Source organism: Dyella sp. A6, assembly GCF_036320485.1.
Taxonomy (GTDB): domain Bacteria; phylum Pseudomonadota; class Gammaproteobacteria; order Xanthomonadales; family Rhodanobacteraceae; genus Rhodanobacter_A; species Rhodanobacter_A aluminiiresistens.
Window position 1 is genome coordinate 1566682 of the sequence record NZ_CP132911.1, and the last position, 14570, is coordinate 1581251.

General features: G+C 63.3%; 13 protein-coding genes. 9 read left to right on the forward strand and 4 right to left on the reverse strand.

Annotation, left to right across the window (positions count from 1 at the left end; all coding sequences use genetic code 11):
- Positions 1–27: 27 nt before the first annotated feature.
- The 9 genes from RA164_RS06820 (at position 28) to RA164_RS06860 (ending at position 10836) form a co-directional block, all read left to right on the forward strand.
- Positions 28–1293, forward strand: coding sequence for a TIGR04063 family PEP-CTERM/XrtA system glycosyltransferase (locus RA164_RS06820; protein WP_329743201.1), 1266 nt, complete (start codon positions 28–30; stop codon positions 1291–1293).
- Entirely contained in the window at positions 1283–2485 is a 1203-nt protein-coding gene (locus RA164_RS06825; protein ID WP_329743202.1) for a carboxylate--amine ligase, read from the forward strand. The genes RA164_RS06820 and RA164_RS06825 overlap by 11 nt, the downstream gene beginning before the upstream one ends.
- Entirely contained in the window at positions 2485–3612 is a 1128-nt protein-coding gene (locus RA164_RS06830; RefSeq protein WP_329743203.1) for a hypothetical protein, read from the forward strand. Before RA164_RS06825 ends, RA164_RS06830 begins: the two co-directional genes overlap by 1 nt.
- The gene (locus tag RA164_RS06835; RefSeq protein WP_329743204.1) at positions 3605–4924 is read left to right on the forward strand and encodes a putative O-glycosylation ligase, exosortase A system-associated; all 1320 of its coding nucleotides are present in this window, start codon (positions 3605–3607) and stop codon (positions 4922–4924) included. The genes RA164_RS06830 and RA164_RS06835 overlap by 8 nt, the downstream gene beginning before the upstream one ends.
- The gene (locus RA164_RS06840; protein WP_329743205.1) at positions 4839–6179 is read left to right on the forward strand and encodes a glycosyltransferase; all 1341 of its coding nucleotides are present in this window, start codon (positions 4839–4841) and stop codon (positions 6177–6179) included. The genes RA164_RS06835 and RA164_RS06840 overlap by 86 nt, the downstream gene beginning before the upstream one ends.
- The gene (locus RA164_RS06845; RefSeq protein ID WP_329743206.1) at positions 6176–7141 is read left to right on the forward strand and encodes a sulfotransferase family protein; all 966 of its coding nucleotides are present in this window, start codon (positions 6176–6178) and stop codon (positions 7139–7141) included. The genes RA164_RS06840 and RA164_RS06845 overlap by 4 nt, the downstream gene beginning before the upstream one ends.
- Complete coding sequence (locus RA164_RS06850) at positions 7101–8186, forward strand: polysaccharide deacetylase family protein (protein WP_329743207.1); 1086 nt, start codon at positions 7101–7103, stop codon at positions 8184–8186. Before RA164_RS06845 ends, RA164_RS06850 begins: the two co-directional genes overlap by 41 nt.
- Before the next feature lie 15 nt (positions 8187–8201).
- Positions 8202–8969 carry a class I SAM-dependent methyltransferase gene (locus tag RA164_RS06855; RefSeq protein WP_329743208.1) on the forward strand — a complete coding sequence of 256 codons (768 nt, stop codon included), beginning with the start codon at positions 8202–8204 and terminating at the stop codon, positions 8967–8969.
- Between the two features lie 133 nt (positions 8970–9102).
- Positions 9103–10836 carry an asparagine synthase C-terminal domain-containing protein gene (locus tag RA164_RS06860; RefSeq protein ID WP_329743209.1) on the forward strand — a complete coding sequence of 578 codons (1734 nt, stop codon included), beginning with the start codon at positions 9103–9105 and terminating at the stop codon, positions 10834–10836.
- Positions 10837–10912: 76 nt separating this feature from the next.
- Here the strand turns inward: RA164_RS06860 and RA164_RS06865 are convergent, their stop codons facing one another.
- From RA164_RS06865 to RA164_RS06880, 4 genes are all read right to left on the reverse strand, one after another.
- Positions 10913–11104 (reverse strand): hypothetical protein, encoded by a 192-nt coding sequence (locus RA164_RS06865; protein ID WP_329743210.1) that lies wholly within the window; start codon positions 11102–11104, stop codon positions 10913–10915.
- On the reverse strand, positions 11101–11790 hold the full coding sequence (locus RA164_RS06870) for a phosphatidylserine decarboxylase (RefSeq protein WP_329743211.1): 690 nt from the start codon (positions 11788–11790) through the stop codon (positions 11101–11103). The genes RA164_RS06865 and RA164_RS06870 overlap by 4 nt, the downstream gene beginning before the upstream one ends.
- Before the next feature lie 133 nt (positions 11791–11923).
- Positions 11924–12865 (reverse strand): glycosyltransferase, encoded by a 942-nt coding sequence (locus RA164_RS06875; protein ID WP_412731091.1) that lies wholly within the window; start codon positions 12863–12865, stop codon positions 11924–11926.
- 173 nt (positions 12866–13038) lie between these two features.
- On the reverse strand, positions 13039–14517 hold the full coding sequence (locus tag RA164_RS06880; RefSeq protein ID WP_329743213.1) for an oligosaccharide flippase family protein: 1479 nt from the start codon (positions 14515–14517) through the stop codon (positions 13039–13041).
- Positions 14518–14570 lie beyond the last annotated feature (53 nt).

Consider the following 14570-nt stretch of genomic DNA (forward strand, 5'->3'; position numbering starts at 1 on the left):
ATCGCGAACCGTCCACGGCAAGGCGCCATGCCCACGGGGCCGGGCGGCCGTCCGCTTCGGGTACTTCATGTACTCGATCATTCGCTGCCGCTGCATAGTGGTTATACCTTCCGCACGCTGTCCATCCTTGGCCAGCAGCGCGCACTGGGCTGGGAAACCCTCCATCTGACCGGCCCCAAGCAGGGCGGGGGCGCGGAGCGCGAGGAGCAGATCGATGAATGGATGTTTCATCGCACTCCTCCCGCGGCTGGCATGCTGGCCAGCCTGCCGGTGCTCCGGCACCGTGCGCTGATGCGTGCGATGCGTACACGTCTTGCCGAGGTCGTGGCGCGTGTGAGGCCGGACATCATCCACGCGCATTCGCCGGTGCTCAACGCGATGCCGGCACTTGCGGTCGGCAAGGAATTCAATGTGCCGGTGGTGTACGAAGTCCGGGCATTCTGGGAAGACGCCGCCGCGGATCACGGCACGGCACGCGAATGGGGCATCCGCTATCGCATGACGCGCGCGATGGAAACGCGGGCGTTGCGCAAGGCACATGCCGTGACCACGATCTGCGAGGGGTTGCGCACGGACATGCTCGGGCGCGGCATTCCCGCGGACAAGATCACCGTGATCCCCAATGCCGTGGACGTGGAGCGGTTTCCCTTCCGCGAGGCGGCCGACCCGGTGCTGATGCAGCAGTACGGACTCACGCCGGGCAAGACGCTGGGGTTCGCCGGGTCCTTCTACGCCTATGAAGGGCTGGACTTGCTGTTGCGGGCCATGCCAGGCGTACTTCAGGCCGAGCCGCTGGCCCGGCTGATGCTGGTGGGTGGCGGTCCCCAGGAAGCGAACCTGAAAGCGCTGGCGAAAGAGCTGGACGTGGAGAGCGCCGTGCACTTCACCGGGCGCGTGCCGCATGCCGAGGTCGAGCGGTATTACAGCGTCATGGATGTGATGGTGTATCCGCGTGTCTCGCGCCGGCTGACCGAACTGGTGACGCCACTCAAGCCGCTCGAGGCGATGGCCATGGGCAAGCTGGTGGCGGCATCGGATGTCGGCGGGCATCGCGAACTGATCGATGACGGTTGCAACGGGCATCTGTTTGCTGCCGATTCGGTCGAGGCCCTTGCGGGTTGCCTGACTCGTCTGCTGGGTGCACCGCAGACGTGGAACGGCGTGATCGACAACGGCCGTGCCTTCGTGGAGCGTGAACGCACCTGGGAGGCCAGCGTGTCCCGCTATCGCGACGTCTACGCCAGGGCGCTCCTGCAGAATCGGTCACGCAACGGAGAAACGCATGGCCGTTGATACGCCTGCCGTGGTCGTCGGTGCCGGGCTCAACGGGCTGGGTGTGGCGCGAAGCCTCGCGCATGCCGGCGTACCGGTCTGGCTGCTGGACAGCGACGGGCAGCGCGCGGAGATGCGCACGCGCGCGGCTACGCCGTTGCAGATCACTTCGCTGCATGGCGACGGGCTGGTCGAAGATCTGCTGCGTCTGGCTACCGGGCGCCTGTCCGGCCTGCGTCCCGTACTGTTCCTTACCCAGGAAGAGAGTGTCAGGACCGTCTCGCATCATCGCGATCGCCTGTTGCCGTTTTACCGTTTCAGCCTGCCGTCGGTGGCACTGGTGGACGCGCTGCAGCACAAGCAGGGATTCCAGCATCTTGCCGAGCAGCTCGGTAGCCCGATCCCGCCACTGGTCCACGTCCGCTCATCCGCGGATCTGGCCGCGCTCGATACGCTGCATTTTCCGGTGGTGGTCAAGCCGGGCGAGCGTCACGCCGAGTACGGCAAGCGTTTCAAGAAGGCGTACCGGGTGGAAGCGCCTGCCGACGCCGTCGAATTGATCCAGCGCATCCTGCCGGTGATGGCGGATATCGTGGTCCAGGAATGGACCGAGGGGCCGGACTCCCATATCTATTTCTGCCTGCAGTATCTGAACGGGCAGGGGCAGTTGGCGGCGTCATTCACCGGGCGCAAGATACGTTCCTGGCCGCCGCAGGTGGGCGGCACGGCGAGCTGCATGCCGGCAGTGCATGCCCATGAGGAGCTGTCTGCATTGACAGCACGCTTCTTTCAGCAGGCTGGCGTCATTGGCATGGCGGGCATGGAGTTCAAGCGCGACATACGCAATGGCGTGTTCCGTATGGTGGAACCGACCATCGGCCGCACCGACTACCAGGCCGAAGTGGCCACGCTCAACGGCGTCAACCTGCCGTACGCGGCCTACTGTTCCGAGCTGGAACGTCCGTACCCCCAACTCGGGCAGTCGAGCCAGGCGCTGGCCTGGCGTGTGCGTTCCGAGGACGAGCAGTCGGCGGCGGCCCAGCATCAGGCTCGCCATGAGGGTTTCGAGGGCCTGGATGGTGTACGCGATGCACTGTGGCGCTGGACGGATCCCGTCCCGTTTCTGGTCGATCAGATGCGGCGTGTCCGGCGTGCACTGTCCAGCCGGACGTCAAGGTTGATACACGGATCTCGTGCGGTGAGGAGCCGCTGATGAATATGTTTGCCAGATGGTTTTCTGCACGCCCGACGGATGTGGACGTCGACCCGCATCGTGGACTGCGCGCTGCCGCCGAATGGCTGGCGCGGGCGCAGGACGCTACCGCCAGTGGTGGCGTCAGTGCCTACTACGACATGGACAAGGGAACCTGGGCGGGTGCCTATCCGGAAACCACCGGCTACATCATCCCGACGTTTTTCCGCTATGCGACGTTCTCCGGTCAGGACGAATACCGCGAACGGGCCATACGCATGGCGGCATGGGAGTCGGACATCCAGCTTGCCGATGGCGGCGTGCGTGCGGGCACGATGGATGCAACCAAGATTGCGCCGACGATCTTCAACACCGGACAGGTGCTGTTCGGATGGCTGGCCGCGTGGCAGGCAACGCAGGACCCGCGGTTCCATGACTCGCTGGTGCGTGCCGCCGACTGGCTGGTCGATGCGCAGGACCCGGATGGCGCCTGGCGGCGTTTCGCATCGCCCTTCGCCAAGCACGGTCTGAATACCTACAACACCCGCGTGGCCTTTGGCCTGGCGCTGGCGGGGCGCGAGCTGCAGAAGCCGGAATACATCGAAGCCGCCGTGCGCAATGTGCAGTGGGCATTGGGCCAGATGCATCCGAACGGCTGGCTGGAGAACAACGACCTGCAGGACAACGAACATCCGCTGACGCATACCATTGCCTACGCGACGCGCGGGATGCTTGAAGTCGGCCTGATCGCGGGTAACGCCGGCTTTGTGGATGCCGCCATCCGGATAGCGCGTTCCGTCGCCCGGACCCAGCGCCCCGACGGTGGGCTTCCGGGACGCCTGGATGCCGACTGGCGTCCGGCGGCGCGCTGGACCTGTGTGACCGGCAACGCACAAATGGCCATTGTCTGGCAGCGCCTTGCGCGAGAGACCGGCGACGCCACCTGGACGCCGGCCGCGGAGCGGGCCAACCGTTTCAATCTGTCGATCCAGGATCTCAAGGCCAAGGACGACGGCGCGCGCGACGGTATACCCGGTTCGTACCCGTTGAAGGGCGGATACATGAAGAACCGCTATCCGAACTGGGCGGCCAAGTTCTTCATGGACGCGCTCATGCTGCAGCTGGAGACGGACCCCCAGCATGCGTGACATTGCCCTCGCCATGTTCATATTCGGGATGATTCCCTTCATCCTCATGCGCCCGTTCATCGGGCTGCTGGTCTGGTCATGGCTGGGCTACATGAACCCGAACCGGTTGTGCTTCGGGTTCGCCGTGAATTTTCCCTGGGTGCAGCTCGTCGCGATCGTGACCCTGGTGTCGCTGTTCATCAGCCGGGAGAAGAAGAAGGTTCCCGTGTCTTCGACCAGCGTACTGTTGCTGCTGTTCCTGGCGTGGACAGGCATCACCACCTACTTTGCAGTCGTGCCCGCGGCAGCGCTGAGCAAGTGGGAAGAATTTGCCAAGATCCTGGTGATGGTGTTCGTCACCTTCATGCTGGTGAACACGCGCGAGCGGATGCGCTGGCTGGTCTGGATGATCGTGGTGTCGATCGGGTTCTACGGACTCAAGGGTGGGGTCTTCACCATCGCGCACGGCGGCAGCTACCACGTGGTCGGACCGGCGAAGAGCTTCATTGCCGACAACAACGCGCTGGCCCTGGCGCTCTGCATCAGCGTTCCGCTGATGCGGTTCCTGCAACTCCACTCGCCGAGCAAATACATTCGCTGGGGGTTGAGCGCGAGCATCCTGCTCACCTGCATTTCCGTGCTCGGTACCTATTCGCGAGGCGGCCTGATCAGCCTGACGATCGTCGCGGGTGCACTGTTTCTCAAGAGCCGGCGCCGGTTGGCCATGGTCGTGGCCGCGATTGTCGTGGGCATGGTCGGCTATCACTTCATGCCGCAGAAGTGGACCGAGCGGATGGATACGCTGCACCATGCCTCTCACACGGACTCCGGCGAGACGCGCATACAGTCCTACGAATTTGCCGCGAACGTGGCCTTGCATCACCCGGTGCTGGGAGGAGGCTTCTTCGTCTACGAAAGCAATGCCATGTGGCAGCGTTACGGACCGGAAGGCGCGATTCCGCGCGCGGTCCACAGCATCTACTTCAGGGTCCTTGGCGAACAGGGTTTCGTTGGCCTGTCCCTGTTCCTCTCGCTGCTTTACGTGAGCTGGAAGAATTGCCGAGTGACACGAAAGCGAACGCGAGACGTTCCCGAGCTGAAGTGGGCCTATGACCTGTCCTCCATGTTGCAGGTCAGCCTGCTAGCTTTCATGACCGCCGGAGCGTTCCTGCCGATGAGCTACTTCGATCTGGCCTACCAGCTGATGGCGCTGTGCGCATTGCTGCTGTTCCATGTGCAGCAGCTGCTTGATCAGCACCCGGATGGCCTTGATCCCGGCCAGTCGCGCGAAGGCTTCGGCTTGCCGACCACGCGCCGCATCCTGGCGGGTTGACCGCGTGAACCGGGTCTTGATGATCGCCTTTCACTTCCCGCCTGTTGCTATGGGCAGCGGGCATCTACGAACTCTCGGTTTCGCGCGCTACTTGCCGGAACATGGCTGGGAACCCACCGTGCTGACTGCGAACGCTACGGCGTACCCCAGGGTGGACGCAGGCAACCTCGCGCTGATTCCGGATGCCTGTCGCGTGCAGCGCTCCTTTGCGCTGGACGTGCGGCGACACCTGTCGATCCGCGGAAGGTACCCGGGGTTCCTGGCCCAGCCCGACCGCTGGTCGACCTGGTGGCCGGCCGCCGTGTGGCAGGGCCTGCGGCTGATCCGGCGTCATCGGATCGATGCGATCTGGTCGACCTATCCCATCATGACCGCGCATGCCATTGCCGGTACCTTGAGCCGCTTGACGGGGCTGCCGTGGATCGCCGATTTCCGGGACCCTGTCGCCAGTTCGGTAGAGGCGGGGAATCCGTACTCCGTCGCTGCGCAGCAGCGTGTCGAACAGCGGGTGCTGAACCGCGCAAGCCGGGTCGTGTTCACCACGCCGGGTGCCATGCGCCGCTATGCCGAACAGTTTCCCGAAGCCGCGCACACCGGCCGCCTCGACGTGATAGCCAACGGCTACGACGAGGCGGCGTTCGCCGGGTTGCCGGCGAGGGCAGACCGTTCGCCACAACGTCCATTGCGCTTGCTGCATAGCGGGATCCTTTACCGTGACGGACGCAATCCGCTGCCCTTCCTCGATGCGCTGGCGAATCTCAGGATGTCCGGGGCATTGACGGAGGCGGACGCCAGCATCGTTCTCCGTGCCAGTGGTTCCGAGGCGATGTATGCGGACGAAATCCGCCGTCGTGGCCTGGACGGCATGGTTACACTGGCGCCGTCGGTGACCAATCGCGAGGCCCTGGTGGAACAAGCTGAAGCCGACGGCCTGTTGCTTTTCCAGGGCGACAAGTTCGACAGTCAGATACCCGCCAAGGTCTACGAATATCTGCGCATCGGTCGCCCGATCTTCGCGCTTGTTGGCGAACAGGGGGACACCGCCGGGATACTGCGCGAGACGGGTGGCGCAACCTGTGTCCCGCTCGATGACGTGTCCGCGATCCAGTCGCGGCTGATGGACTTCGTTTCGGTCCTGCGGGAGGGACATGCGCCTCGGGCGAGTCAGGACGCGATAAGCCGGTATGCCCGAAGCGAGAGTGCCGCGAAGCTGGCCAGGATGCTGGACCGGATCACATCGGAGAAAACAGGGTGAGCGATACGTTCCTCGGTTCATGCGATGCACACGGGCCCATGCAGACAGACGCTGCGCTGCAGGCGCCGTTGTTCCTGACCGGGTTCGCCCGCTCCGGGACCACCTGGATCAACCGGCTGCTGCGCGACTACTTCGATACGGGGCTCGTCAACGAGGGCCAGTTCATCGTGTCGTTCGGCCTGCGGCTGACGCGCTATGGCGACCTGGACCAAAAGGCGCATCGTGAACGCCTGCTGCGGGATCTTCGCGCGGATCCCTTCTTCTCGATCGTTCGCCGCAACTACGGCGTCGAGATCGACTGGCAACAGGTTGCGTCCGCGCAGCCTTCGTTCAGGGCGATCACGCTGGACATCCTTGGCCAGATCGCGGCGCAGACCCACAAGCAGAGGATCGGTTCCAAATACCCCGTGTTCGGTCGTCACCTCGACCTGTTGAATCGTCTTTTCCCGGACTGCCGCGTCGTTCACGTGGTCCGTGATGGTCGCGATTGCGCCCTGTCCCACAAAGGCGTGACCTGGGGTTACCAGAATACGTATTCGGCAGCCGTCCATTGGCAGCAGTACATCGAGGCGGCCCGGCGAAGTTCCGCGGCAATGCCGGGCCGCTACGTCGAGATCCGCTACGAGGACCTGCTGCTCCATCCGGAGCAGAGCATGCGCGCGCTGGAGCACTTCATTACCGGCGACGATTCGTTTCCCGTCACGCAGCGTTTTGTCCAGAATGGCATGGCACTGAAGACCGAAAAGGTCGAGGGCTGGCGTGCCGACATGTCCGCGGCGTCGCAGGCGATCTTCGAGGGCGTTGCGGGTGACGTGCTGGCGCATTGCGGCTATCCGCTGACCGGGGTTGCCCACGTGCCTTCCTTGCTGGAACGTACCGGATACCGTATTCACAACAGGGTGACCCGCGAAGGCTGGCATCTTGCACGCAAAGTGTTCAAGCGTCTTCCCGAGCGCAAATGATGCCGTCAGACCGGAACCCGGGTGGAGCCCCAACACCTTGAAGACCACATTCGTCGTCACCGTGGATGTAGAAAGCAGGTCCAAGGGCGATCCTGCCCAGGACGTGCTGGGCGTCATTCCCGGCTATCAGGGGAACTTCGGTATCGGGCGGATCATGGACTTGATGGAAGCGCACCAGGCGCGTGCGACCTTCTTCGTGAACGTGTACGAGAGCGCGAAGCATGGGGACGAGGCGATGTCCCGCGCTGCCAGAATGATCCATGAGCGGGGGCACGACCTCGAGCTGCATACCCATCCCCGTCCGATGTTCCCTCACTACGGCATGAGCCAGGCGCCGCTCGACGAGCAGGTGGCGATACTCGAAAAAGGTATCTCGCTGCTCGAGGCATGGACGTCCAAGCGCGTGGTTGCGCATCGTTCCGGTGCATTCGCGGCGAACACCGATACCCTGCGCGCGGCGGAGTCCGTTGGCCTGCGGGCTGATTGTTCGTTGTCGCCCGGCAGCCGCGTCGAGGTGCCGCTTGTCGAGGAACTGGGAGCCACGAATGCGGCGCAGCGCGTGGACGGGGTGTGGGAAATACCGATGACCTGTTTCGACCAGATCCGTGTAGGAGCCTGGCATTCCCGGCGCATTCTGGATATCGAGGGCTGTTCGCTCGCTGAAATCAAGCGTGTGACCCGCGATGCCATCCGACAGGGGCTGCCCACCGTGTGCATCCTGATGCACAGCTTCAGTTTCTCGCGGCAGGGCACGCCCAACCGGCGCGCTATTCGGCGGCTGTCGGCCCTGCTTGGCTGGCTTCGCCGGCAGGACGATATCGAGATCGGGACGATCGAGCAGGTCTGTCGCGGGCTGGATGCGATGCCGCCGCCGGTGGGTGCTGCGCGGATACCTCGCACGGGCTTCTGGCTGACCTGGTGCAGGGCGGTGGGCGCGTGGAATGAAGGTGGAAAGAACTTCGTGGTTGCCGCGGCAGGCCTGGGCGGTATTGCGCTGGTGGCGCTTGCTGTTGCCACTGCCGGGTACCGGTTGATCCATCCATGACGAGTGACTGATGACATGAACGTCGATGATCGCATACGACACCTTTATGAAAGTCGGGTCAACGCGGCCATGGAAGAGGCCGAGGCCGTTGCACAGACCGATGCATTCGCCGAGTTCGTGGACGTGGTCCGAAAGGAGACGCCCTGGCGGTTCAAGGGCGTCAACGAGATGGACCGCTACCTGCGCAACATCGATCACCATCTGCGACATTTCGTGCCGAGTCTGCTGAGCTGCCTGGACAGCGATATCCGAACGGTCTTTGATTTCGGTTGCGGGTCGGGGAGCGGGTCGATCGCATTGGCGATGATATTTCCCGAGCTTCGATGCCATGGCGTGGATATAAGCCAGGCCGAAGTGAACATTGCGAGGGCGCGTGCCAGGCTTTACGGCGTGGAGGATCGCTGCCGTTTCGAAGTCATCGGCGAGGGCCGGGAACTGCCTGCTGCCAGCGATGCGTTCGATCTTTGCATCTGCTGTTCGGTGCTGGAATATGTAACCGCTCCTGATGTCAGGCGGCGATGCATCCAGGAAATGGCGCGGGTACTTTTGCCACAGGGCCTGCTGTTCATGAGTGTGCCGAATCGCCTGTATCCGGTCGAGATTCACAGCCGCAAGTTCGGCTGGAACTATTTCCCGCGCCTGCTCAAGGCCACGATCGTGGGAAGCAGCATGTGGGAAGTCAGACGGTTGGCACGGCCCCATGCATTGCGACGGCATCGCACGCCGTTGCGCCGGCTGCTTACTCCCTGGACCAATTTCGGGCTGCAGAAGGTGTCGGGCTAGTGTGGACATTCGCTGCCTGTCCTGATCGGGGCCTGGCGAAAACCTTATCGGTGGCGAAAGCGGAGGATGCGCTGCCGTCGGCAGCATGTTTCCATGTGAGGCGGGTTGCACCGCGCGGCTCTGGATACACGGCATGTTGAATGCACTGACGGTTGTTCTCGCGGAAGGCGACCCAGTCGGCCTGCATCGTGCGAACGATTCCATGCAGCGTCAGGGCTTCGTCGCTGCAGGTCGTCGCCAGTGGAATCGGGGCGAGCTCCGTACATGGAGCCAGCCCGGGCAGGAGCGCGTCGAGCACTTCGAAACAACCACGTCCGAGGGATTTGCCTGCTGTGCCGGACCCGTGTGGTATCGGGGCAGTTTCGGCAACGATGCGTTGCGCCTGATCCTCCGCGATCTTGACGCAACGGGGCGTATCGACGAGCCGGAAATGCGCGGGAACTTCGCGTTGTTCGTACAGACGCCCGTGCATTGCCTGCTGCTGAACGACGTGCTGGGACTGGTGCGGCTTTACGTCAGCCCGGACCGCTTGTTCTACAGCACCAGCTGGCTTGCGACCTGTGCCTATGCGGGGCAGGTGAGGCTGGACGAAACGGCAGCTGCCGAATACGTGTTGCTCGGGGCTTCGCATTCGGAGCGAACGGTTGCCCAAGGCATTTCGACGTTGCGAATTGCACATGCGTTCGACCTTGCGAGCGGTCACGAGCAGGCGCGGCTAAGCGTCGGAGGCTGGCGCGCAGGCAGTGACGCGCCGACATTCGACGCGGCCATAGAACGGCTCAGTGAGCACCTGCGGATCGTTTTCGCCGAGGTCGCTACGGCCTTTCCCGGGCGAATCCGCGCAGCGCTCTCGGGAGGGTTCGACTCGCGCCTGATCTTGGCCGGGCTGCTGGCTGCAGGCCACCGTCCCGAGCTGTTCGTCTACGGGGATGCCGGGGCCGACGACATACGCATCGCGAGCATCGTCGCCGAACAGGCCGGCATCGATCTCGATGTCATCGACAAATCCGCACTGAACAGGCCGGCCGCACGTCCCGGTTTGCAGCAGCTGGTTGAAAGCGCGCTGTTCTTCGATGGACTGCCTAACGACGGTATCGACGATCCGGGCGCAGACCGACAGACCCGCCTGCAACAGACGGCGGGCGGTTACGTCGCGCTGAATGGCGGGGGCGGCGAAATCTTCCGGAATTTCTTCCACCTGCCTGATCGGCGCCGCTATCCGTTGGACGTCGTTCGGACCTTCTATCGAGGGTTCGATACGGGCGTGTTTCGTCGCCCGGGTGGCCTGGCATCCTACGAGGACCATCTGGTGTCTTCGATGGAAGATGCACTGGGTATCGTCAATAAAGCGGGGCGGACGGCATTACGGCGAGAACAGGTGGAACTGCTTTATCCGCTGTTTCGTTGCCATCACTGGATGAGCGTGAACAACAGCGTCGGTATCCGGCATGGCTGCTACGTCACGCCGCTGGTCGATCTGGACATGGTTCGGCTGGCAGCGTCGTTGCCGCTGGACTGGAAAAATGCCGGTCGGCTTGAGGCACGCCTGATTCGCGAACTCGACGCGGGCGTAGCCGGACAGCCCTCGAGCTATGGCTTCCGTTTCAGCGACGGCCCCGACCGTCGCGCACGTCTTGCCGAATGGGCGACCTGCATGCGCCCGGTCGTCGCACGTCCGTTCATCAACGCGGCCCGTCGCCGCCTGCAGAAACTGGGAGCTGCGCGGGAGCTGATCGGCTATTACCGCACACTGCTGCCTGGCGAGTGGCAGCTGGATCCGGTGCTGGATCTCGAGCGCTTGCCCGACAACACGGCCTTTGCCCGGGCGCTCGCAGTCGAGGTAGTGTGGCGCGAGTTGCTGGCCTAGCCGGGCGAGCAGGCGTTCAGGATCGCACATCAGCGCGACACGCCAAGGGCGTGAGCTACCGCCTGTTTGCCGACCTTCAGCGGTAGCCGGCGACCAGCGCCGCGATGCCGAGTACCCAGACAACGCCAACGATCGCCAGAAGCCTCCTGGACGATGTCCGCATCACGCGCCAGGCGATATCGGTGACCAGCAGGCAGACCACCGAAAACACGATGGCGCCGAAGAAAAACCAGCCCAGATGTCCGGCCGACCAGAAGAATGTCGTCATGCCGGTGCTCCTGCGGTGACCAGTGTCTCTCCGGCCCACACGCGCTGACCGGGTTTGACACAGAGCGGGATGGCTTCGGGCAATTCCAGCACCACCGTGCTTCCGAGCAGGATGCGCCCAAGTCGCTGACCACGTTCGACCGTATCACCGTCCGCGTGCCATACCTCGATGCGCCGCGCCGCCAGGCTGGTGATCAAGCGGACTGCGAGTTGTCCGTAACCCGGGCTTTCCAGCACGATGCGGGTTTGCACGGGGCAGTGCTTTTCGCGCAGGAAGGAAAACTCGCGACCCTCGCCGTCCATGAAGGTATCGCCGCCTGGCTCGACGGACGTGATGCGCCCCCCGGCGGGGCTGCGCTGCACGTGCATGTCCCAGAAGCTCAGCGCAATCACCAGGTAACGCGTGTCGCCCTGTACGTCGGCGCTGGTGACCAGTCCATCCGCCGGGGCCACCAGCCCGGGTTCTGCGGGCGCCGTCCTTTCCGGATCGCGGTTGAAGAAGCTCAGGAACTGGCGGTGGAAGCGGCCGTTCCGGAGCCAGTCCCGGATCTGCTGCTCGGGCCAGCGTCGCCGGGGCGGCAGTAACGGACGCAGCCAGGCGGACGGGTAGGGGAACCGGATAGCCCACATCGCAACCAGCACGACGAGGATGACCAGCACGGATATCTGAACGATGAGTGTCGTCATGCCTCAATCTTGCCCAAGGTAGACGTGGAAAGATATGTTCACCCAGGCTCATCCTTGCCCACAACGTTGGTCTTGCCGAAGCGACGGTACGCTGATGGGCCAATGGTCAGTCTTGTCGGTATGTGCAATCCGGCTAGCCGTCAGCGCGTCCACGCGCCAGGGCATAGCGGATGATGGCCCTGAAAAAGCAGGCGTACGTGATGCGGTGTTCGGCGAGCAGGCGACGGCCGAGGGCAAATGTGCTGGCCGCGCGTATACGGGATGCGGCATACATCCAGCCTCTGGCCAGGCGCTTGCGCTCGCTATCGAGTTCGGCGCATTCCTGGGGCGAAAGCTTGAGTCGGCGTTGATCGTCCAGGATTTTCCGCAGGATCAGGTCGGACGCCTCGATGCTCCGGAGGGCGTTGGATGAACCCGACTTGTTCGCTTCGTGTCGTTGCCATGTTCCGAGTGATTCGGCCGCATAGCCGAGCTTTCCCCCGCGCTTGATGAGTTCGAGGAAGAGCAGCCTGTCTTCGTTGAAGATCAGGCTTTCGTCGAAACCGTGCACGGCCTCGAGCTCGGCGCGACGACAGACCATGGTCATGGGAATGAGGCTGCCCGAAAGCATGGTCGAGAACAGCGCATCGTCGGCCAGTTCCATGTAGCCCATGCCTGCGTCTTTCTTCGAGAGTCCCAGGAACTTCGGGTGGTCGAGGTCCTTCGCGATCAGGCGGCCGTCCGGGTCCACGATGTCCCGGTCGCTGAAACACGCGACCCAGTCCGGGTGACGGTCGAGGCCAGTCTCCATGCGCTCCAGAAACCGCGGATACATGATGTCGTCCGCATCCATGAAGGCGATGAAGTTTCCGGTAGCCACGCGAACCGCGTGATTACGCGCTGAAGACGAGCCCTGGTTCACCTGTTGCCGGACAACGAGATTGAGGCCGGAAGACTGCCGGAAGCGCTCGATGCACTGGCCGGTGTCGTCGCTGGAGCCATCGTCCACCACGACCACTTCATCCGGCAGACGCGTCTGGTTTTCAATGCTGGCCAGCGCGCGTGCGATGAATTGCCCAGCGTTGTAGGCAGGCACGATGACGGAGATTCGGGCTTTCAAGTCACACCTCGGTTATGTCCTGCGGAGCGTGGCGGTCAGCGGCGTACCTGAGCTTGCCCATTGGCTACATCGTGTCGGTGGTGCGTGTTCGATGCAAGTCGGCCCGTCGGTGATGGCACGTGCCAGCGATCACCGTGTCCCCCGCAAACTCAGCCCAACCTGGGTGAAGATTTGAATCGCGAACGTAGCTTCGACAGTGCGTTCCGGATCTCGTGCGCTAGCGGGTGCCTGAAGAGATGAATGCCGGCGAGCCACAACAAGCCCGAGCCACTTGCCGCCACGAAGAACGCGGGCACGTAGTGAGCCGAGATGGGGCCAGCCCAGAATGCGAGAACCGCCGCCGGCGCGAGGCTGGTGATCGCGGTCAACGCAGCGCTGGGCGCCAGCGCCGTGACCAGCACACGCAGGCGAAGCGCATGGTAGCCGACGAGTTTGCGGTAATAGAGCGTCACTGCGACCACGTAAACGATGATCTGCGAGGCCGCGACGGCTTCCAGGCTGTGCAGCGCAGCCAGCACTGCCAGCACGATCCGGACGACCTGGTAGCGCAATTCGATACCGGTGACCTCACGATAACGGCCCACCGCGGTCAGCAGTCCATTGACCTGATAGGTAAGTGTGCCGATCATCGCCGCCGCACATAGCCATCGCATCAGTGGTATTGCCGGATCCCACTGATGGCCGAATGCCAGGTGGATGATGGGGTAGGCCATCAATACGGCGAACGCGAAGAATGGCCAGCTCACGCCCGTCAGCAGCACCATCGAGCGTCGGAACAGTGCCGGTGCAGCATCGTTCTCGCGATGCTCCCTGGCGTAAGCGGGAAATGCGACCGAGCCGACTGCGGCGACGAAGCTGGTCCGGAAGATGTTCACGATGCCGTAGCCGCGTGAATAGAAACCGGCCGCCGGCATGCCGAGCATGCGGCCGACCACGATGTTCGCCGATTGCTCCCCGACCTGTTTCGCGACATCGGCGACAGTGCGGTACGAGCCGAAATGGAGCACTCGTCGCCAATCCGTCAGGCCAAGTCCACGAACCCGGTAGCGACCGCCGAACAGTGCGCTGCCGACGACGGCTACGGCGGCCGCTGCGACCGAAGCCCACGCCATGCTCATGTAGGAAAAGCCCAGCCATGCCAGCGCAATGGTGGTGATGCTTCGTACGGCAGTCTCCGTGATCTGGATCTTGATCAGCAGCCCGAAACGCATGTCGCGTTTCATGCATGCCAGGGTCGTCGTTCCGAAAGGCATCAGCACGAATACCAGACTGAGCACCCGCATGACTCTGGCCACGCCGTGATCGCCGTAGAACTTTCCCACCAGATCGCTGAAACCGAACACGAGCATTGCGAGAAACCAGGCGATCGCGACCGTGACGGTGAATACGGTGCGAACCAGCTCGTCGCTCAGGTTCTTCTCCTGAATGATCAGCTCGGTAACGCCGAAGTCCCTCAGCATGTGTACGAGGGAGACGAGTGCAACGGCGACGGAAAACACGCCGACTTCGGCCGGAGTCAGCAGACGGCTGACGATCGTGACCGTCGCGATATTGAACGCGAGGCTGAACAGGGTCCGTGTGAAAGATAGCGAGAGCGCCTTGCGGACGCTCGTTCTTCCTGGCGTCATGGGGCCTGCCCGATTACATGGCCAGAATTGGCTTCCATGCTCCGCCTCGACGA